We start from the raw sequence: 19,016 nt of genomic DNA on the forward strand, positions 1-19,016 counted from the left end.
GGCCTCAGCTCCGCAGCTGCGAGGTGGTGATGACCTGCGCGCCTTCCTCCAGGCCGGACGTGATCTCGGTCAGCTCGCCATCGGTCGAGCCGATCTTGACGTTGACCGCATGCGGCCGGCCGTTCTCCAGCACATAGAGTGTGCGCGAGCCGTCGGTGGGGGCCGTTGCGGCCTGGCGCTGGCGATTGCCGCCCGGACGGCCCATGCGGCCGGTAAACAGGTCACTGAAGCTCCATGCGCGGGCTGCTTGCTGCGTCGGGCGATAGCGGAAGGCGCTGGCGGGCACGGTCAGCACATCCTTGGCCTGTCTTGTGACGACCGAAACCGTGGCGGTCATGCCGGGGCGCAGCAACAGTTCGTTGTTGTCGACCTCGAGCCGTGCATTGTAGGTGACGACGCCGTCCGTCGTGACCGAAGCATAGGAGATGTCGCGGATCTCGGCGTCGAACGGCCGCTCCGGGAAGGCGTCGACGGTGAAGCGGGCATGCTGGCCAGTCTTGACGGCACCGATATCGGCCTCGTCAACCGCCGCCACCAGCTCCATGTTCCTCAGATCGGCGGCGATGATGAACAGCACCGGCGCCTGCAGCGAGGAGGCGACCGTCTGGCCGGGGTCGACCGAGCGCGTCAGCACGATGCCGTCGATCGGCGCGTAGATGGTGCTGTTGGCAAGGTCGGTCTGCTGCGATTTCAGATCGGCATTGGCGATGGCGAGATTGGCCTGCGCGCTATCAAGCGCTGCCTTCGAGCGGTCGCGCGTCGCCGTCGCTGCCTCCAGCGACTGGTCGGTCGCCATGCCGCGCTTGGTCAAGGCGGCCGCGCGCACCAGCGCGCTCTCGTTCTCGGCGAGCGTCACCGTGGCATCCTCGACATTGGCCGCCGCGCCCTTGGCGGAAGCCTCGGCGCGCTCGATTTGCACCTGCAGCTTGGTGGTGTCGAGGGCCGCCAGCACGTCGCCCTTCTTCACCTGCTGGTTCTCATTCACCGAGACCGAGCGGATGATGCCGGAGAGCTGGCTGGAAATGTCGACCTGGGTGAGCGGCTGCAGTGTGCCCGTCGCCGAGACCTGGACAGTGAGGTCGGCCCTGGCGGCCGGCACGGTGGTATAATCGATCCTGGCGGGCGTGCCAGCATACCACTGATAGAGGCCAAGACCGGCGGCGAGCACGATCAGGGTCAGCAACGCATAGAGCCAGCCACGCCGGCGCGTCTTGCTCCGCCCCTTCTTATCGAGCCCGAGCGCCGTCTCGATGGCGGAATCCGATTCCGTCTTTGGCAGATTGACAATCTGGTCCACGTCGGACCCCTATGATGCGTAATGTCCCTGTCTGTGCACAGATCAGGGTTACCGGTCCAAATATCAAATTAAATTTCGCCCATGTTGGGATTGAGGCAGGAATGCAAACCCGGAATTACTTGCTTTACGATGTGTTTACGACCGAGCGACTGGCCGGCAACCCGCTGGCCGTGGTGTTGGATTGCAAAGGTCTGGACACGGCAGCGATGCAGGCCATCGCGCGCGAATTCAACCTGTCCGAGACGGTCTTCGTGCTGCCGCCGGACAACCCCAAGCATAAAAACCGCATCCGCATCTTCACGCCGGACTATGAAATGCCGTTCGCCGGCCATCCGACAGTTGGTTCGGCAATCGCGCTGGCCGACCTGGCCGGCGAGGACGGAGCCGGCATCTTCGTGCTGGAGGAAAACATCGGCCCGGTGCGCTGCGCCGTCAGCAGGCATGACGGCGCCGCTTTCGCCGAGTTCGACCTGGCGAAATTGCCCGAGCCGTTGAAGCTCGAGGCCGATCCGCAGGCGATCGGTGCCGCCCTCGGCCTGGCGCCGCATGAGATCGGCTTCGAGAATCACCGCGTCGCCTTCTGGTCGGCGGGCGTGCCCTATGTGACCATTCCGGTCGCCAATCTCGAAGCGGCGGGCCGCATCCGGCTGGACAACCAGGCCTGGTCGGAGCTGGCGCCGCGCAAGAGCGAGTGGGCCTTCGCCAGCCCCTATGTCTATTGCCGCGAGACGGTGAACCATGAGAGCGCCTTCCATGTGCGCATGATCGTGCCCGGCAAGCCTTCCTATGAAGATCCGGCGACCGGTTCGGCGGCGGCCGCTTTCGCCGGCGCGATCATGCATTTCGATGCTCCGACCGATGGCATTTCGCAGCTGTGGATCGAGCAGGGGCTGGAGATGGGCCGGCCGTCACGCATCCGCCTGGAACTGACCGTGCAGGGCGGAAAACTGGCCTCCGCGCGCATTGGCGGCCATGCGGTCAAGGTGGCGGAAGGCAGACTGTTCGTCTGATCGCGGTAAGGGTTTGTCGATTTGTCGGGAAATGATTCCGGCAGGGCTAGACATGACCGATGGTGGCGGCTATATGCCCGCCAACGCCGGTTTTTGCCGGCCGAGTGGGTGCGTAGCTCAGTTGGTAGAGCAGCTGACTCTTAATCAGCGGGTCCACAGTTCAATCCTGTGCGCACCCACCAAATTCCTAGAAGACTTGGTGGAAAGACCCTGAAAGCGAGACGTGTTTGGCGCGTCTCGAGCCATGCACGTGACCGCGACGATGCCGCCACTTTCCCAGCCATGCGCCAGCAGAAACACGCCAGGGAATGGCCCGATGGCGGCCTGGGCATCGGCCATGGAGAAAGTTCCGAATTGAATGGGCCAGATCCCGCGTGGCGCTGCCCGGATCGCAGACCTGTAGCCATCCTCCGAGCCGCGATCGGAAACGCGGCGGCCTGGTTCCGTTCCAGATGCGATGGCTTCGTGGCGTGCCGCATGCCGGGATCGAGCGACGGCGTTCTTGCAGGTTTCGCGAGGGGACAGCAAGACGTCGGTATACCCCGTGCCTTGCCGGGCTGGTCACCGTCCACGGTACCGTGACGTGGCACAGGCGATCCTGGTTCAGGCGTTGAACAGCTTGTTTTCTTTAGTTGTTGCGGAAATATCACGTCTGATGCGAGCTGGCTGTAGTATTATCGGTGTCAGGGTAGATGCTTCGTTCGAGGGATCAAAGGCATGCGGGCTTCCATTTTTATCGGTTCTGTATTCTTCGCGGCTCTGACGGCTGGCACGGCACTTGCCGCTGACCCGACGGTCGAGTTGCCGGTCGCATCGAGCTACAACTGGACGGGCGGCTACATTGGCGCGCAGATCGGCGGCGGCTGGAGCAAGGTCGATCAGCCTTGGGGTTTTACCGAGGCTAGTCCGAACATCTTTACCCAGGACAATGCGGATGGAAGCGGTGTCGTCGGCGGCTTGCATGCCGGCTACAACTGGCAATCCGGCTCCCTCGTGTTCGGTGGCGAGGCGGACATCAACGCAACCGGCATAGATGGCGACGACGGCGGAAGCGGAGGCGACATTAATGGCTTCAAGGCGAGATGGGTTGCTTCCGTCCGCGCCAGGGCTGGTATCGCATTTGATCGAGTGCTGATCTACGGTACGGGCGGTTACGCCTACCTCAACGGAAAAGCAGACACTCGAGACGTCGGTCGACAGGAAAGTCACTCGGCTTCATTCAACGGATGGACGGTAGGTGCAGGCGCTGAATACGCTCTCACCGACAACATCACGGTGCGTGGCGAATACCGCTACGCAGATTTCGGCTCAAAGACCGTCGTCTTCAACAACTATGTCGAAGACATTAGCCCGGCCCTGCACACTGTCACGATAGGTGTGTCGTATAAGTTTTGACGGTCTTCGGCGCGGAAGTCCGCCCCGCGTCGAGCAGGTGCAGCAAAGTCCTTGACCTGCGCGGTTCACCGTTTCACGCAAACGGGAACCACTCCAGCTCTTGTTTCGACGCAATTCCCAAGAGGGAAGCGCTACGCGCTTTCCCACGAAAACCGTTACACGCTTCGCGGATTTGCCCTACTTTTCCGACACCCCGGCCTCGGCAAAGCTTGCCATCCTCGCATGGCACTCGAGCGCCGAGCGGACGATGTTGACGGCGAGGCAAGCGCCGGAGCCTTCGCCGAGGCGCATGCCGAGATCGAGCAGGGGGGGCAGGCCAAGCGCTTCGAGCAGGCGGCGATGGCCCGATTCGGCCGAAACATGGGCCGCGATGGTGTGGGAGAGGCCGGTCGGATGTAGTCTGGCCAGCGGGGCGGCGGCAGCCGTGCAGACGAAGCCGTCGAGCAGCACGGGTATGCCGAGATGACGGGCGGCCAGCGTGGCGCCGAAGATGGCGGCGAGTTCGCGGCCGCCGAGTGCCGCGGCAACGCCCAGCGGATCGGCGAGGGCTGCGGCGTGGCGCTTCAGGCCGGCTTCGATGGCGACCACCTTGCGCTTCAGGCCGGCATCGTCGACGCCGGTGCCGCGCCCGGTCCATTTTTCCGCGCCACCGCCGAACAGCGCCGCCGAAATGGCGGCTGCCGGCGTGGTGTTGCCGATGCCCATTTCGCCGAAGCAGACCAGATCGAGGTCCTTAGTCACCGCATCATAGCCAGCTGAGACAGCGGCAAGGAAGGCTTTCTCATCCATTGCCGGCACTTGCGTGAAGTCGCCGGTGGGATGGTCGAGGTCGAGCGGGATGACATCGAGCTCGGCGCCGGCGATGCGGGCGAGCTGGTTGATGGCGGCACCGCCGCCGGCGAAGTTCGCCACCATCTGCACGGTGACTTCTGAGGGATAGGCCGACACGCCTTGCGCGGTGACGCCGTGATTGCCGGCGAAGACGAAGACTTTCACCCGGTCGAGCCTGGGAATGTCGCGGCCCTGCCAGCGCGCCAGCCAGGCGGCGATGGTTTCCAGCCGGCCGAGGCTGCCTTGCGGCTTGGTCAGCGTGTCCTGGCGGCTGGCAACGGCCTTTGCCGCGGCATCGCTGCCGGCGGGCAGGTCGAGGCAGGCGGCGCGCAATTCATCGAGGGATTTGAAGGGCATGGGGGCAAGGTCTCCGAAAGGGAATCAGGTCAAGAGGAAAGCGCTACGGAAGCGACGAGAAGCACCGCGATTTCGCTGACCTGCTGCAGGGCACCGATCGTGTCGCCGGTCTGGCCACCGATCTGGTTGAGGCAAAGGGCATGGAAGGCGGCAAAGAGCAGGCCAAGCAGGATGAGCGCGGCAATGGCGCCACCGGCTCCGAGCAGGAGCAGCGGGATCGCGCCGAGCACGGCCCCGGCGATGGCAGTTTCAAGCGAGACGGTACCGGCGCCGGCCGAGAGGCCGTCAGACCGCGCCGGCGGCAAGAGGTGCATGAAGACGCCCAGCACGCCGCGCGAGGCCGCATGCGCGGCAACAAGGGCAAAGAGAGCCTGGGTGGGATCCACCAGTTCCGAAAGCACGTTCCAGCGGATCAGCAGCGACAGCGCCAGCGCCATGGCACCATAGGCGCCGATGCGGCTGTCGCGCATGATGTCGAGTTTGCGGCCGCGCGACTTGCCGCCACCAAAGCCGTCCGCGACGTCGGACAGTCCATCCTCGTGCAGGCAGCCGGTGGTGATCACGGTTGCAACGAGGGCAAGTGCCGCCGCCGGCCCCATGGCAAGGCCGAACCGTTCCGCCGTGGCAAAGACGATGGCGCCGATCAGCCCGACAAGGAGGCCGGCGACCGGTGCGGCCCAGATCGCGGCGGCAAGGCCGCGGCCGCGAAAGTCGAGGTCGGGCAAAGGCAGGCGGGTGAAGAAGACCAGGCAGAGCGCGACGTCGTCGAGGATTTGCCGGGGCGAAAGGGTCAAATTCGGGAGCTTCATGCACTGGCCCTCGCTATCGCATGGAAGAAGGTACCGCTGACATGACCACGCCGGTAGCCGGAAGCGCCGATCGGATTGCCCTGGCCGTCGGCAAGGTCGGCCAGAGGCTCGTCATTGCCGGTGGCCGTCATCTGCGCATAGTGGAATTCATGGCCGCGGATCAGCGCGCCTTGCGCGCCCAGCGGGCAATCGGCGCGCAACCGCGCCTCGCGATAGCCGAGATTCATCTTTCTCTTGGCGAAGCTGGTGGCATGGCCGAGCAGGCCAAGCATTCCGTGCGTCTCGCCGGAGGCATCCTCCAGCGCTTCCCCAAGCACCATGAAGCCGCCGCACTCGCCATGGATGGGCCTGGTCGCGCCGAAACGCGCCATTCCGGCATGGAAATTCGCAGCAGCGGCAAGCTTGCCGGCGTGAAGCTCGGGGTAGCCGCCGGGCAACCAGCAGACGTCGCAACTGTCGTCGGGCGCCTCGTCGGCGAGCGGCGAGAACGGAACGATCTCCGCGCCGGCCTTGCGCCAATAGGCGGCAACGTGCGGGTAAAGGAAAGTAAAGGCGCCATCCTCGGCGAGCGCGATGCGTTGACCGGGCGGCTGCAGCGCGTCGGCGAAGCCGCCAGCCGCCGGAGCGAGGGGCGTCGCCAGCCTCATCACGGCATCGAGGTCGAGCGACTTCTCCGCCATGTCGGCCAGCCGGTCGAGATGCGCCATCAGATCATCATACTCGCCAGCCTGGACGAGGCCGAGATGCCGTTCGGGCAGGTTCAGCGTGGGATCGCGCAAGATGGCGCCGACGACAGGCAGGCCGATCGCCTCGATGGCGTCGCCTGACAGCTTGCGATGGCGTTCGCTGCCCAGCCGGTTGAGCACGACGCCGGCCATGCGCACATCCGGATCGTAGGTGGCGAAGCCCTTGGCGACAGCGGCCGCCGTGGTCGACTGGCCCGACACGTCGAGCACCAGCAGCACCGGCAGGCCGTAGAGCCGGGCAAGGTCGGCGGCAGAACCGGTTCGCCCAGGCGCGGCCGGAATGCCGTCGAACAGGCCCATGGCGCTTTCGAGGATGACGAAATCGGTGTCGTCGGCCTGTTGCGCGGCCAGCGCATTGAGCAGCGACGGCGGCATGGCCCAGCTGTCGAGATTGACGCCGGACAGGCCGGTGGCGGCGGTGTGGAAACCGGGGTCGATATAGTCGGGGCCGGATTTGGCGCCGCGCACCTTCAGGCCGCGCCGGGTGAGCGCGCGCAAGATGCCGATGGTGACGCTGGTCTTGCCCGAGCCGGAGCGCGGCGCGCCGATGATGATGGCGCGGGCGGTCATGCCTGCCCCGTCAGTGCCGCGCGCATGGCGACGATGCCGCCGACGACGATCAGCGCCGGCGAGGTCAGCCCTGCTGCGGCCGCTTCCTCGGCGATTGTGGCGAGCGTAGCGACGACGGTCCGCTCCTGCGGCGTGGTGGCGGCGACGATCACCGCCGCCGGCGTCGATGGAGCCAGCCCGCCGTCGAGCAGAGCTGCCGCGATCAAAGGCAAATTGGCCATGCCCATATAGACCACGACTGGCTGGCCGGTGCGGGCGATCGCCGCCCAGTCGATGTCGTCTTCGGTGCCGGCGGCGTGGCCGGTCGCCAGGATCACCGCCTTGTTGATGCCGCGCATGGTGGCCGGGATGCCGGTGGCGGCGAGCGCGCTCAGGCCGGATGTCAGGCCCGGCAGCACGCGGAATGGAATGGTTTCGCGTGCGAGCGCCAAGGCTTCTTCGCCGCCACGACCGAAAATATAGGGATCGCCGCCCTTGAGCCTGATAACGCGGCGGCCTTCGCGCGCCAGCCGGACCAGCAGAGCGGTGATGTCATCCTGCTTCATCGACGGCTGGCCGCCGCGCTTGCCGGCAAAGAACAGCTCGGCGTTTGCGGCAACGGCGACGACATCCGGCGAGACCAGCGCGTCGTAGACCAGCGCGTCCGCCTCGGCCAAAGCCGCCAGCACTTCCAGCGTCAGGCAGCCGGGGTCGCCGGGACCGGCGCCGGCCAGCCAGACATGGCCCGGCTCCAGTGGGCGCGGCTTGAAGTTCAGCCGGGCGAGCGCCTGTTCGAGCGTGGCGTTGCCGCCGTTGTTTTTGCTGCTGCCGCTCACAATCCGTCCCGTCCGCGAAAACGCCGCTGATAGTGGGCGTCGTACAATGAACTTTCGCCGAAACCTTCCGCCGCCAGTGAGCGGCCGACGAAGATGATCGCGGTGCGCTCCATCGGATCGGCGGCCAGCTGCGCCTCGATCGTTTCCAGCGTACCGGTCAGCACCCGCTCGTCCGGCCAGGAGGCGCGGAAGACGATCGCCACCGGACAATCGCCGCCATAATGCGGCGTCAATTCGGCGACGACGCGGTCGATGGCGTGGATGGCAAGATGAATGGCGAGCGTGGCGCCGGTGCGGCCGAAGCCTGCCAGCGTTTCGCCGGGCGGCATTTTTGAAGCGCGGCCGGAGACGCGGGTCAGCACCAGGCTTTGCGCGACTTCGGGAATGGTCAGCTCGCGGCGAAGTGCTGCGGCGGCTGCAGCGAAGGAGGGGACGCCTGGCGTCAGCGTGTAGGGTATGCCGTGCTTTTCCAGCCGGCGGATCTGTTCGGCAACCGCGCTCCACACCGACAGGTCGCCGGAATGCAGGCGGGCGACGTCGTGGCCTGCCTTGTGGGCCTCGACATAGGCCGCCTCGATCTCGTCGAGCGACATCGGCGCGGTGTCGATCAGCTTTGTTCCCGGCGCGCAATGCTGCAGCAATTCTGGCGCGACGATCGAGCCGGCATGCAGGCAGACCGGGCAGCTTGCCAGCAGCCTGGCGCCGCGCAGCGTGATGAGGTCGGCGGCACCCGGACCGGCGCCGATGAAATGAACGGTCATGGCGCGTCTCCGCTGATGGCGATGGCGCAGGTGACCGGGCCAAGCATGATGCGATGGCCAAGCAGTTTTGCGCCGGCGCCGGCCACGGCAAGGGCGGATGCCTCGGAAACCGAGGGCGTGCCGGCGACTTCTTGCGACAGGTCGGAGTGGCTCAGCGTTTCCTCCGAGACGCCCCGAAGAGCCGCGTCATCGACGATGATGACCGGAAGGTTCAACGCGCGGCCGGCGGCGGCAATAGCTGCTTCATCCTTCTTAAGTGCGGCGGTGGCCAGTGCGGAAAGCGCCGTCATGGCCAGCCCATGCGCTTCCAGAGCGGTTTCAATCGCGGCAAGCACGTCTTCAACGCCAACGCCTTTTCGGCTGCCGATGCCCGCTACCATCATGGCTTCACCCAACTCCATTGGGTGACCGGCATGGCCGGCCGCCAGGCCTGCATCGAGCCGACCGGCGAGGCACGCGATATGTTTATCCGGATGAGGTCACCACCAAGCTTTGTGTGCTGCGCGAGAAGCAGGGCTTCCATCTCCAGCGTGACTGCATTGGCGACGAGCCGGCCGCCGGAACGCAGCGCCTTGATGGCAGCGTTCAACACGCCGGTATCGCTGCCGCCGCCGCCGATGAAGATCGCGTCCGGCGTGTCCAGCCTGGCCAGCGCCTTGGGTGCGCTGCCTTCCACCACGACAAGGCCGGGAACGCCACAGGCGGCGGCGTTGCGGTGGATGCGGGCGGCGCGGCCCGGATCGGCTTCGATGGCGATCGTGCGCATCAAGGGGTGGGCGAGCATCCATTCGATGCCGATGGAGCCCGAGCCGGCGCCGATGTCCCACAGCAATTCGCCGCGCCTCGGCGCCAGTGACGACAGGGTGACGGCGCGGATTTCGCGTTTGGTGATCTGGCCGTCATGGTCGAACAGATGATCGGCAAGACCAACCGTGAGTGGCAGGATGCGGGCTTGCGGATCCGAATCAATTTCTATGGCCAGCACATTGAGCGGATTGATGTTTTCGAGGTCGAAGGCATCGGCACGAGTTGAGCGCTGGTTCTCCCTTGGACCGCCCAGAGCTTCCAGAACCGTCAAGCGCGAGGCGCCGAAATCGAGCTCGGTGAGCAAGCGGGCAATCGCAGCTGGCATTTCGGCATCCGACGTCAGCGCCAGGATGCGTGCTTCGGGCTGCAGCAGTGGCCGGATCAGGTCGAGCGGCCGGCCATGCAGCGAGACGATCTCGATATGCTGCAGCGCCCAGCCAAGGCGGGCGGCGGCCAGCGAAACGGCCGACGGCGCGGGGATGACATGCATCTCCCGGGGCTTGACCTTGCGGGCGAGGGTGGCGCCGACGCCGTGAAAAAAAGGATCACCGGAGGCGAGCACACAGACGTTCCTGCCGGCAAGCGCCAGCACATCGGCCATGCCGGCATCGAAAGGAACCGGCCAGGGCCGCGGCTCGCCCTTGGTGAAGGACGCGACCAGCGCCAGATGCCGCTTGCCGCCGAAGATGATCTCGGCCTTGGCAATCCGCTGCTTGGCCTCGTCGCCGAGACCCGCTAAACCGTCCTCGCCGATGCCGATCACCGTCAGCCATTTCGGCCTGGCGCGGCGCGAACTTTCAGCAGGCATGATGACCCACCGCATTCTGATCCTCGGCGGCACCACGGAAGCCCGGCAACTGGCCGGCAAACTGGCGGTACGCGCTTCGGTCACGCTGTCTCTGGCCGGCCGCACCGAAAGCCCGGTCGCGCAAGGCGTGCCCGTGCGAAGCGGAGGCTTTGGCGGCGCCGAGGGGCTGGCGGCCTATCTCAGGGAGGCCGGCACCGACCTGATGATCGACGCCACGCATCCTTACGCGGCGCGAATCTCCGCCAATGCCGCGCAAGCGGCGCGGTTGACCGGCGTGCCGATCCTTGCTTTGCGCCGTCCGGGCTGGGAGCCGGTCGATGGCGACCGCTGGACTGAGGTCGATACAACAAGCGACGCCGCGCAAACGGCTGGTCTGGCGCCGCGGCGCGTCTTCCTGGCGCTTGGCCGGCAAGAGGTTGCCGCTTTCGAAGCAGCCCCCCAGCATCACTACCTCATTCGCAGCGTCGATCCCGTCGAGCCGAAGCTGGCCGTGCCGGATGTGAGCTATCTGCTGGCTCGCGGACCGTTTGGCGAGGCGGAAGAACGCGCGCTGCTCGAAGAGCACCGCATCGAAGTCGTCGTGTCCAAGAACAGCGGCGGCGCCGCCACTTACGGCAAGATTGCCGCCGCGCGGGCGCTTGGCATCGACGTGGTCATGGTCCGCAGGCCTGATCTGCCGGACGTGCCTTCGGCTGAAACCGTCGATGAGCTCGCCGCAATGGTCGATCATTTTGTCGAGCCTGCTGCAGAACGAGGCGTGTAGACCAGCGCCGGTTTGTCGCCGCGCTTGATGATGCGGGTTTCCGGCGAGCCGATGATGATGCAGGTCGCCATGTCGGCCTTTTGCGCGTCGGCGTCAGCCAGCAGATAAACTTCGATGCGCTCGTCCGGACGGCCGGCGGCGCGGCCGAAAATGACAGGCGTGGTGCCGGGCAGGATCGCGGTCAGGCATTCGAAGGCGCGGCCGAGTTGCCAGGGGCGCGCCTTGCTGATCGGGTTGTAGAGCGCAATGACGAAGCCAGCGCCGGCAGCTGCCAGAAGGCGCAGTTCGATCAGCTCCCAGGGTTTCAGATTGTCGGAAAGCGAGATGGCGCAGAAATCATGGCCGAGCGGCGCACCGATGCGGGCGGCGACGGCGAGCATCGCGGTGATGCCGGGTACGACGGCGACATCGACGGCGCGCCATTCGGCCGGTCCGGCCTCGATCGCCTCGCAGACGGCGGCCGCCATGGCAAAGACGCCGGGATCGCCGCCGGAAACCACGGCGACGTCGTGGCCCTCGGCGGCCTTGATCAAGGCATCCTTGGAGCGGGCGAGTTCCTCGCGATTGTCGGAGGCGACGCGGGTCTGGTCCGGGCGCAGGTCCAGCCGGTCGAGATAAGGTTTATAGCCGTAGAAGAATTTCGCCTCGGCCACGGCACGGCTGGCTTCCGGGGTGACCTGGTCGGTATTGCCAGGCCCGAGGCCGATGACAGTGAGACGGCCGCTCATGCCTGCGCTCCCAGCGCGCCGGGCCGGCCTGACCAGCCGGCGACCAGTACAATGGCGAAGTAGGGGGCCTTGTCGTCCTGTTTGTCGGCGAGCTTCATCGAGACGCTGCCGGCCATGGTGCCGCGCTCGACATAGACGGCGCGCGTCAGCTTGCCGGTGGCCTCCAGCGCCCGCCTGATCTTGGGCAGATTGCGGCCGACCTTCATGATGACGGCGGCATCGGTGTCGGCCAGCCGGCGCGTCAGTTCGAACTCGCTCATCGTGCCGGGCAGCACGGTCAGCACATCGTCGCCCTGGACGATCGGCACACCGGTCTGCGACCAGCAGCCGGACATTGCGGTGACGCCGGGGATGACCTCGGTCGGGAAACGATGGGCGAGGCGCACATGCAGATGCATGTAGGAGCCGTAGAACAGCGGGTCGCCCTCGGACAGGACGGCAACCATCCTGCCGGCTTCGAGATGTTCGGCGACCTTTTGCGCCGACTCCTCGTAGAAACCGGTGATCTGCGAGCGGTAGTCGTCGTGATCCTTGTCGATCTCGGTTGTGACGGGATAGAGCAGCGGCAGTTCCAGCATGTCCGGCCGGAAGCGCGCCTCGACGATGGCGCGCGCGTTGCTGTTGTTGCCGCGCTTGGCGAAATAGGCGACGACATCGGCCTCGGCCAAGGCCCGCGCGGCCTTCAGCGTCAACAGTTCAGGATCGCCGGGACCGGTGCCGACGCCGACAAGGCGGCCTTTTGCAAGCGCGTTCACAGGCCGGGCCTCGCCAGCGAATTGAGCGCTGCGGCGGTCATGGCGCTGCCGCCAAGCCTGCCGCGCACGATGGCGTAGGGTACGCCATAGGAATTCTCTGCCAGCGCATCCTTCGATTCGGCCGCACCGACGAAGCCGACCGGCATGCCGATGATGGCCGCCGGCTTCGGTGCGCCGTCGCGCAATTTTTCCAGGAGGTAGAAGAGTGCGGTCGGCGCATTGCCGATGGCGACGACCGAACCGCCCATACGCTCGCCCCACAGGTCGATCGCGGCGGCGGAGCGGGTGTTGCCAATCTCCCTGGCGATGTCGTGCGTGCGCGGGTCGCGCAGCGTGCAGATCACCTCGTTGCCGGCCGGTAGCCTGGCGCGGGTGACGCCATGGGAGACCATCTCCGCGTCGCAGAAGATCGGCGCGCCGGCGGCAAGAGCCTTGCGCGCGGCGGAGACGAAGTCGGGCGAAAAGACGAAATGGCTTGATGCTTCGACCTGGCCGCAGGCATGGATCATGCGGGTCGCCACATCGGCCTCGGCGTCGGAAAAGCGCGACAGGTCGGCCTCGGCACGGATAATGGCGAAGGAGCGCTCGTAGATCGCTGTGCCGTCGTGGATGTAGTCGTAGGCGGCCATGCTCATTTCCGTTTTTTAGTTTGGGCCTGTCGGTAAGTGTCGGCGATTGCCGCCGGCCCGAGCCTTGTCAGGCAGGCGGCGGCGGTCTCGCCCTGGAATCGTGCGCTGCGGATCAGCGCAGCGACGCGACTGAAGCCGCGCGCGGCGTCATAGCCCGGCCTGTAGCCGGCAGGAAGAGCCTTTGCCGTCGCGTTCACGACAAGTCCGGCTCCATTTTCGCCGCCGACGATTGTGAGCGCCGCCGGGCCGGGATGCGCGCAGCCCTTGGCGCAGCCGGAAATGTGCAGGGTGAAGTCAAGGATGTCGGCGTTTTCCGTGGCGATCGTCTCGGCGATGTCGCGGGTGGCGATGCGGCCGGAGGCGCAGGCCGGCGTGCCGGGGCAGGCGGCGATGCGCGTGCGCGGGTCGGCGGCGGAGGTGACGAAGCCGAGGGTGGCGGCGATAGTCTGGAGGGGTTGGTTGGTGTCCGTCGGCTGGCCAAGGAAGAGCAGAGCGCGGCCTGGGGCGAGGCGGATTTCGGTGGTGCCGAGGGTGACGGCGCTTTGCGCAAGGTCGATGATTTTATCCGCCGGCATGCTGCCGTAGGGGAGGGCAATGCCGAGGGTGAAAGTGTCGCCGGCTAAGGGAAAAGGGCCGATAGGTTTGCGCGAGGCGCCCCCCTCTGTCCTGCCGGACGCCTCGCGCAAACCTGTCAAGCATAGCCAACCTGCTAGAGACACCAACTGCCGCTCCGACAAGTCCCGCGCATGCGCCTCACGGCCTTTTTCAGCGACCATCCTGAGTGCAGCCACGGCTATGTCTCTGGCGGCATCCGCATCGACCGTTGCCAGCACCTTCGCGTTTTGGCCATCGCCGGCAACTGATACGCTCCAAACGATGCCGTTGTCGGCCCGTACCGCCTTCAGCCGCACATCGGCCGTCACCGCATCCATCGTCAGTTGCCCGCCGCCATCCACCACGACAGACACCTTCGGCCCGAGCCTTGGCGTCAGCCCGGCCTCGTCAACCGCCACCCTGACCCGCTCAGCCAGTGGTCGTGGATCGGCAACCTCCTGCGGATCGATGCCCGCCAGCGGCCCCGTCTCGATCGGCACGCCGGTGCGCACCGCAATGCCCAGCGCGTCGACCTCCGCCGCCAGCAGCGCAGCGCTATCCGCCGTCAACCCGCGAATCTGCAGGCTGCCGCGCGCTGTCACTTCCATGATGCCGTTGCCATGCCGCAGGGCGGATTCGGCCAGACCGATCAACAGCTTCGGCGAAAATGCTCCAGCAACCGGGTTGAGCCGCACCAGCAGTCCATCGCCGGTCTGCATCGGCGCCGACAGGGCCGGGCAGGCGCCGCGACGTGAGAAGGCGTTCATGCCGCCACTCCCAGCGCCTCGGCCTCTGCAATCAGCGCGGCGAGATCGTCGTCGATGGAATTGCGCAAGGGATGCCAGAGGCCGCGCCGGCGCGCCGACAGGAAACGCTGGGCAATGACTTTCGCCGCCGCCGGGTTTTCCCGAAGGATAAAGGCGCGAACATCCGCGTTGCCGACATAGGCGTCGTGCACGGCCTCGATCAGCGCGCCCGATATGGCATGCGTGGTTTCGGCGAAGCCGACCAGCCGGTCGACCGTCTCGGCGAATTCAGAGGCGCCGCGTGGGCCGTGCCGCATCTGGCCTGAGATGAAGCGGGCATTGACGGCGCGGGCGCGCACCACGCGCGATACGGCCTCACTGATCGAGCGCGGCTTCGGCATTTGCGGGTCCGTCGTATCGAGCACGATGACGTCGGCATTCCGGCCAAGCGCCGCAAGCGCGGCTGAAAAGCCGCCGATGAAGGCGACGTCGGCGGAGCCTTCGAGAATGTCGCGGCCGGGGTCGTCGCCGGTGTGGACCAGAAGATCGGCCTCGGCGATGCGGGTTTCGAAGGCGCCGGGGGCGGAGACGCCTTCGCCGGCTTCGCCGCCATAGGCGTGCGAGGTGGCGTCGAGATAGGCGCGGCCGATCTCTTCACGCGCGCCCCAGTCGCCGCTCGACAGGAGATTCTCGACGCCGGCGCCATAGGTGCCGGGTGAGGTGCCGAAAATGCGCGGGCTGATCTTGCCATCGGCGCGGGTCCGGGCCGCGAGCGGGTTTTCCGAATCTTCTTCATCGCGGGCGGCAACGGCGTTGGCGGCGGCGTCGATCAACGCGATCTGAGTCGGGAACATGTCGCGGAACAGGCCCGATATGCGCCAGGTGACGTCGACGCGCGGGCGGCCGAGCGTCGCCGGCGGCAGCACTTCGATGCCGGTGATGCGGCCGGTGGCGGCATCCCATTGCGGCCGGCAGCCCATCAGCGCCAGGCCTTGCGCGATCTCCTCGCCGCCGGTGCGCAATGAGGCCGAGCCCCAGAGATCGATGACCAGCGAACGCGGCCAGTCGCCATGCGATTGCAGATAGCCGCGCACCACTTCTTCCGCCGCCGCCTTGCCCAGATCATAGGCGGTCGGCGTCGGCATGGTGCGTGGATCCGACGTGAACAAATTGCGGCCGGTGGGCAGCACGTCGGAACGTCCGCGCGCCGGCGCGCCGGCCGGGCCGGCCTTGACGTGGCGGCCATCGAGCGCGGCAAGCAGCGCCGACCTTTCAGCCTCGGCACTTTGGCGGCGCATAGCGTCGGGCTCGTCGTCAGCCGCGCGGCCATAGATATGCAGGCCATCCTTGATGGCGAAATCCTTGAGGTCACAGAGCCAGGCATCGATGCGGCGCAGCGCTTCGTCGGGCGCGTCGGTCCTGGCGACACCGGCTTCGGCGGCGAGGCCAGTTTTCTGCGCGGTGTCGACGATCAGTTTTGCCAGGCGGTCGCGGCGGCGGCGGTCGAGGCCGTCGGCCTGGGCGTATTCATCGACCAGGCGCTCGAGTTTGTGCTGATCTTCGTCAAGTTCCGCACCGGCCAGCGGCGGTGGCAGATGACCGAGGGTGACGGCGGCGATGCGCCGCTTGGCTTGTGCTGCCTCGCCGGGATTGGAGACGATGAAGGGATAGATGACGGGCATGGCGCCGGTGACGATCTCGGGGAAGCAGGCCTTCGACAGCGCGACAGTCTTGCCCGGCAGCCATTCCAGCGTGCCGTGGGCGCCGACATGGATCAGGGCGTGGACGCCGAGAGATTTGCGCAGCCAGAGGCCGAAGGCGAGCAGGGCGTGGCGTGGCGGGAGTGTCGGGTCGTGGTAGTCGGCGCGGCGGTCGGCCGAGCGGCCGCGGTCGGGGGCGAGGGCGACGGTGATGTTGCCGAAGGTCGTGGCGCGGAAGGGGAAGTGCAGCGAGGTCGGCGCTTGAACACCCCCCTCTGTCCTGCCGGATATCTCCCCCGCAGGGGGGGAGATTACGCTGTCATCTCTGCCCTCGCCAATCTCCGACGTTGCAAGAGTGGCCTTAGCGCTGAAACTGCCAATCTCCCCCCTTGCGGGGGAGATATCCGGCAGGACAGAGGGGGGTGCCTGGCGCAAACCTGTCTTGTCTTCCGCTTTCCCCCACGCCGCCTCAACAGCCGTCATTGCCTCGACAGGCAGGTCTCGTGAAAGGTCGAGATACTCATCCAATCCCAACCCACCATCGCCCCGCTCCAGCAAATCCAGCAATTCTCGAGGCGATTGCGGGATCCCTTCAACCCCGTAGCCCTGTTCCTTCAGGTCATGCAGCATCGCCAGCACGCTCGACGGCACGTCGAGGCCGACGGCATAGCCGGTACGGCCAGGCGCGCTGGGATAGTCCGGGATCAGGATGGCGAGCTTGCGCGTCGCGCGGGGCGTCTCCTGCAGGCGAATGAAGGCTGCCACGCGGTCAGCGACCTGCGCGACGCGATCCGGTTCCGACCGGTTGGCGAAGGCGCGGTGGCCAAGCGCGGGATCGACATCGCTTTCACACTTGAAGGAAATCGCGCCGGCGAGGATGCGGCCGTCCAGTTCTGGCAGCACGACATGCATGGCGAGGTCGGCGGGCGCCAGGCCACGCTGGTTATTCTCCCAGATGTCGCGGCGGGTGGTGGCGACGATGACCTGGAAAACGGGCACGCCGGCGCGGTCGAACAGGGTTTCAACGCCGGGTTCGGCGCCGGAAGCGAAGGCGGTCGCGGCGATGATGGCAACGGGTCTGAGCTTGGCGATGGCGGTTTCCGCGAAGGCCAGGGATGTCGGGTCTTTGAGGCCGGAGACGAAGATGGGGACAGGCGTCATGCCGCGCTGCCGCAGCGCGTCGAAAAGGGCGTCGATGGGTGCGATGTCGGCGGCCAGCAGCATCGAGCGGTAGAAGAGAATGGGCACGACCTTTCCCTCTCCCTCAAGGTCGAGGGGGACGACGCCGCGGCCTGGCTCGTAGTAGCCGGCCTTCGGCACCGCCACCGGCTCAACAACGGCCGCGTCCTGCCCAGCCAGCCTGGCCAGCCGCTGCACCAGCGCGCCCATATTGGCCGGGCCGCCCTCGCGGAAATAGCCGAGCAGGGCGTCCAATTCCCAGCGCGGCAGCGTCGAGGCTTCGATCAGCCTGATATCCTCGTCATGGCTTTCACCGGGCAGCAGCGCCAGTTTTATGCCGCGTTCCCGAGCGGTCGAGGCCAGCTGGTCGCAGCCGTAGCGCCACCAGTCGTAGCCGCCGAGGATGCGTACCAGGATGATCTTGGCGTGGCGGGCGACGCTGTCGACCCAGAGGTCGACGGACATAGGGTGGCGCAGGTCGCGAAGCGCCGCCAGCCGCATCGAGGGCAAACGGCCGGCATCCGCCTTCCAGGCGGCCGCCAGTCCGGCGAGGTCGCTGTCGGTGAAGGACAGGGCCACGATATCCGCCGGCGTCTGCCGCAGATCGACCGGCTCGGCGAGATCGTCGAGCGAGGCGGAGGTCGTGGTGAGGATATGCATCGCGGCCCGTGTCTGAAATCAGCCGGCGAGTATACGCTCGATTGCCGGGCGGTTCAGCCCCTTGAGGCCAATGACGACCAGGCGCGAACGGCGGTTGTCCTCGGCGGTCCAGGCGCGGTCATAGTAATGATTGACGCGCGGGCCGACGGCCTGCAGCAAGAGCCGCATCGGCTTGCCGCCGACCTCGACGAAGCCTTTCACGCGCAGCACGTTTTCCTGTTCGGCGGCGGCGGCGACGCGTTGTGCCAGCTCATCCGGATTGGCGATCGAGGGAATGTCGACGATGAAGGTGTCGAAGTCGTCATGCTCGTGGTCGAAGGCGCCGTCATGATGGGATTTGCGGTTCTCGATGTCGTCCTCGACGGCGAGGCCGAGCCCGAGCAGCACGGAGGGATCGACCTTGCCATGCGAGGTCGGCACGATCTTCACGGCACGGGCGGAGTGTTCGCCGATGATGGCGTTGGCGCGGGCCGAACCGGCGGCATCCATCAGGTCGCTCTTCGACAGGATGATCAGGTCGGCGCAGGCGATCTGGTCCTCGAACAGTTCCTCGACCGGGTCGTCATGGTCGAGGCTCTCATCTTGCGCGCGCTGCGCCTGCAAGGCGTCCATGTCGTTGGCGACCCGGCCTTCGGCCAGTGCGGGACCGTCGACCACGGCGATGACGCCATCGACGGTGACGCGGCTCTTCACCGTCGGCCACTGGAATGCCTGGACCAGCGGCTTGGGCAGGGCCAGGCCCGAGGTCTCGATCAGGATGTGATCGACCTTGGGGTTGAGCGACAGGATCTGGTCGAGCGCCGGCACGAAATCGTCGGCCACGGTGCAGCAGATGCAGCCATTGGCCAGTTCGACGATGTTTTCCTCCGGGCAGGTGTCGATGCCGCAGCCCTTCAAAATCTCGCCGTCGATGCCGATGTCGCCGAACTCGTTGACGATGATGGCAATGCGCTTGCCGCCGGCGTTCTCCAGGAGATGGCGGACCAGCGTCGTCTTGCCGGCACCAAGGAAGCCGGTGACGACGGTGCAGGGGACGCGGGTGACGGAAGCGCTCAT

The 19,016-nt window shown here is 66.4% G+C and carries 17 protein-coding genes and 1 tRNA gene; 4 read left to right on the forward strand and 14 right to left on the reverse strand.

What is annotated here, in order from left to right:
* Nucleotides 1-4: 4 nt before the first annotated feature.
* Nucleotides 5-1,297 (reverse strand): efflux RND transporter periplasmic adaptor subunit, encoded by a 1,293-nt coding sequence (locus D3242_RS05310; protein ID WP_019858964.1) that lies wholly within the window; start codon nucleotides 1,295-1,297, stop codon nucleotides 5-7.
* A gap of 101 nt (nucleotides 1,298-1,398) precedes the next feature.
* On the opposite strand from D3242_RS05310, the gene D3242_RS05315 reads away from it, so the two are divergent.
* The 3 genes from D3242_RS05315 to D3242_RS05330 all read left to right on the forward strand — a co-directional run bounded on the left by D3242_RS05315 (nucleotide 1,399) and on the right by D3242_RS05330 (nucleotide 3,702).
* Nucleotides 1,399-2,307, forward strand: coding sequence for a PhzF family phenazine biosynthesis protein (locus D3242_RS05315; protein ID WP_064983923.1), 909 nt, complete (start codon nucleotides 1,399-1,401; stop codon nucleotides 2,305-2,307).
* Between the two features lie 106 nt (nucleotides 2,308-2,413).
* Nucleotides 2,414-2,489, forward strand: a tRNA-Lys gene (locus tag D3242_RS05320).
* Between the two features lie 535 nt (nucleotides 2,490-3,024).
* Complete coding sequence (locus D3242_RS05330) at nucleotides 3,025-3,702, forward strand: outer membrane protein (RefSeq protein WP_064983924.1); 678 nt, start codon at nucleotides 3,025-3,027, stop codon at nucleotides 3,700-3,702.
* 177 nt (nucleotides 3,703-3,879) lie between these two features.
* On the opposite strand, the gene cobT is transcribed toward D3242_RS05330, so the two are convergent.
* Genes cobT through D3242_RS05365 form a run of 7 tightly spaced genes read right to left on the reverse strand, consistent with a single transcriptional unit; the run spans nucleotide 3,880 to nucleotide 10,206 of the window.
* Nucleotides 3,880-4,890, reverse strand: a complete 1,011-nt coding sequence (gene cobT / locus D3242_RS05335; protein ID WP_064983926.1) for a nicotinate-nucleotide--dimethylbenzimidazole phosphoribosyltransferase — start codon at nucleotides 4,888-4,890, stop codon at nucleotides 3,880-3,882.
* Between the two features lie 29 nt (nucleotides 4,891-4,919).
* Complete coding sequence (gene cobS / locus D3242_RS05340) at nucleotides 4,920-5,699, reverse strand: adenosylcobinamide-GDP ribazoletransferase (protein ID WP_064983930.1); 780 nt, start codon at nucleotides 5,697-5,699, stop codon at nucleotides 4,920-4,922.
* Nucleotides 5,696-7,015 carry a cobyrinic acid a,c-diamide synthase CobB gene (locus tag D3242_RS05345; protein WP_019858960.1) on the reverse strand — a complete coding sequence of 440 codons (1,320 nt, stop codon included), beginning with the start codon at nucleotides 7,013-7,015 and terminating at the stop codon, nucleotides 5,696-5,698. The genes cobS and D3242_RS05345 overlap by 4 nt, the downstream gene beginning before the upstream one ends.
* A complete protein-coding gene (gene cobA, locus D3242_RS05350; protein ID WP_064983931.1) occupies nucleotides 7,012-7,830 on the reverse strand; it encodes a uroporphyrinogen-III C-methyltransferase in 819 nt (272 codons plus the stop codon). The genes D3242_RS05345 and cobA overlap by 4 nt, the downstream gene beginning before the upstream one ends.
* Nucleotides 7,827-8,591: a precorrin-4 C(11)-methyltransferase gene (gene cobM / locus D3242_RS05355; RefSeq protein ID WP_038647521.1), complete on the reverse strand. Its 765-nt coding sequence runs from the start codon at nucleotides 8,589-8,591 to the stop codon at nucleotides 7,827-7,829. The genes cobA and cobM overlap by 4 nt, the downstream gene beginning before the upstream one ends.
* A complete protein-coding gene (locus D3242_RS05360) occupies nucleotides 8,588-8,974 on the reverse strand; it encodes a cobalamin biosynthesis protein (protein ID WP_019858957.1) in 387 nt (128 codons plus the stop codon). The genes cobM and D3242_RS05360 overlap by 4 nt, the downstream gene beginning before the upstream one ends.
* Entirely contained in the window at nucleotides 8,971-10,206 is a 1,236-nt protein-coding gene (locus D3242_RS05365; RefSeq protein ID WP_064984306.1) for a bifunctional cobalt-precorrin-7 (C(5))-methyltransferase/cobalt-precorrin-6B (C(15))-methyltransferase, read from the reverse strand. The genes D3242_RS05360 and D3242_RS05365 overlap by 4 nt, the downstream gene beginning before the upstream one ends.
* 1 nt (nucleotide 10,207) lies before the next feature.
* Here D3242_RS05365 and D3242_RS05370 point away from each other — a divergent pair, with 1 nt between their 5' ends.
* Nucleotides 10,208-10,969: a cobalt-precorrin-6A reductase gene (locus D3242_RS05370; RefSeq protein WP_064984307.1), complete on the forward strand. Its 762-nt coding sequence runs from the start codon at nucleotides 10,208-10,210 to the stop codon at nucleotides 10,967-10,969.
* Here D3242_RS05370 and D3242_RS05375 read toward each other — a convergent pair.
* From D3242_RS05375 to cobW, 6 genes are read right to left on the reverse strand one after another with little or no spacing between them, the layout of a single operon-like run.
* Nucleotides 10,933-11,697 (reverse strand): precorrin-3B C(17)-methyltransferase, encoded by a 765-nt coding sequence (locus D3242_RS05375; protein ID WP_064983932.1) that lies wholly within the window; start codon nucleotides 11,695-11,697, stop codon nucleotides 10,933-10,935. The two genes, D3242_RS05370 and D3242_RS05375, sit on opposite strands and share 37 nt — an antisense overlap.
* Nucleotides 11,694-12,452: a precorrin-2 C(20)-methyltransferase gene (locus D3242_RS05380; protein WP_064983934.1), complete on the reverse strand. Its 759-nt coding sequence runs from the start codon at nucleotides 12,450-12,452 to the stop codon at nucleotides 11,694-11,696. The genes D3242_RS05375 and D3242_RS05380 overlap by 4 nt, the downstream gene beginning before the upstream one ends.
* On the reverse strand, nucleotides 12,449-13,081 hold the full coding sequence (locus D3242_RS05385) for a precorrin-8X methylmutase (RefSeq protein WP_064983935.1): 633 nt from the start codon (nucleotides 13,079-13,081) through the stop codon (nucleotides 12,449-12,451). Before D3242_RS05385 ends, D3242_RS05380 begins: the two co-directional genes overlap by 4 nt.
* Nucleotides 13,082-13,083: 2 nt before the next feature.
* Entirely contained in the window at nucleotides 13,084-14,442 is a 1,359-nt protein-coding gene (cobG, locus tag D3242_RS05390; protein WP_064983937.1) for a precorrin-3B synthase, read from the reverse strand.
* Nucleotides 14,439-17,960 (reverse strand): cobaltochelatase subunit CobN, encoded by a 3,522-nt coding sequence (gene cobN / locus D3242_RS05395; protein ID WP_064983938.1) that lies wholly within the window; start codon nucleotides 17,958-17,960, stop codon nucleotides 14,439-14,441. The genes cobG and cobN overlap by 4 nt, the downstream gene beginning before the upstream one ends.
* An 18-nt stretch (nucleotides 17,961-17,978) precedes the next feature.
* Nucleotides 17,979-19,016 (reverse strand): cobalamin biosynthesis protein CobW, encoded by a 1,038-nt coding sequence (cobW, locus tag D3242_RS05400; RefSeq protein WP_064983940.1) that lies wholly within the window; start codon nucleotides 19,014-19,016, stop codon nucleotides 17,979-17,981.

The sequence above is a fragment of the Mesorhizobium jarvisii genome (assembly GCF_003601985.1).
Taxonomy (GTDB): domain Bacteria; phylum Pseudomonadota; class Alphaproteobacteria; order Rhizobiales; family Rhizobiaceae; genus Mesorhizobium; species Mesorhizobium jarvisii.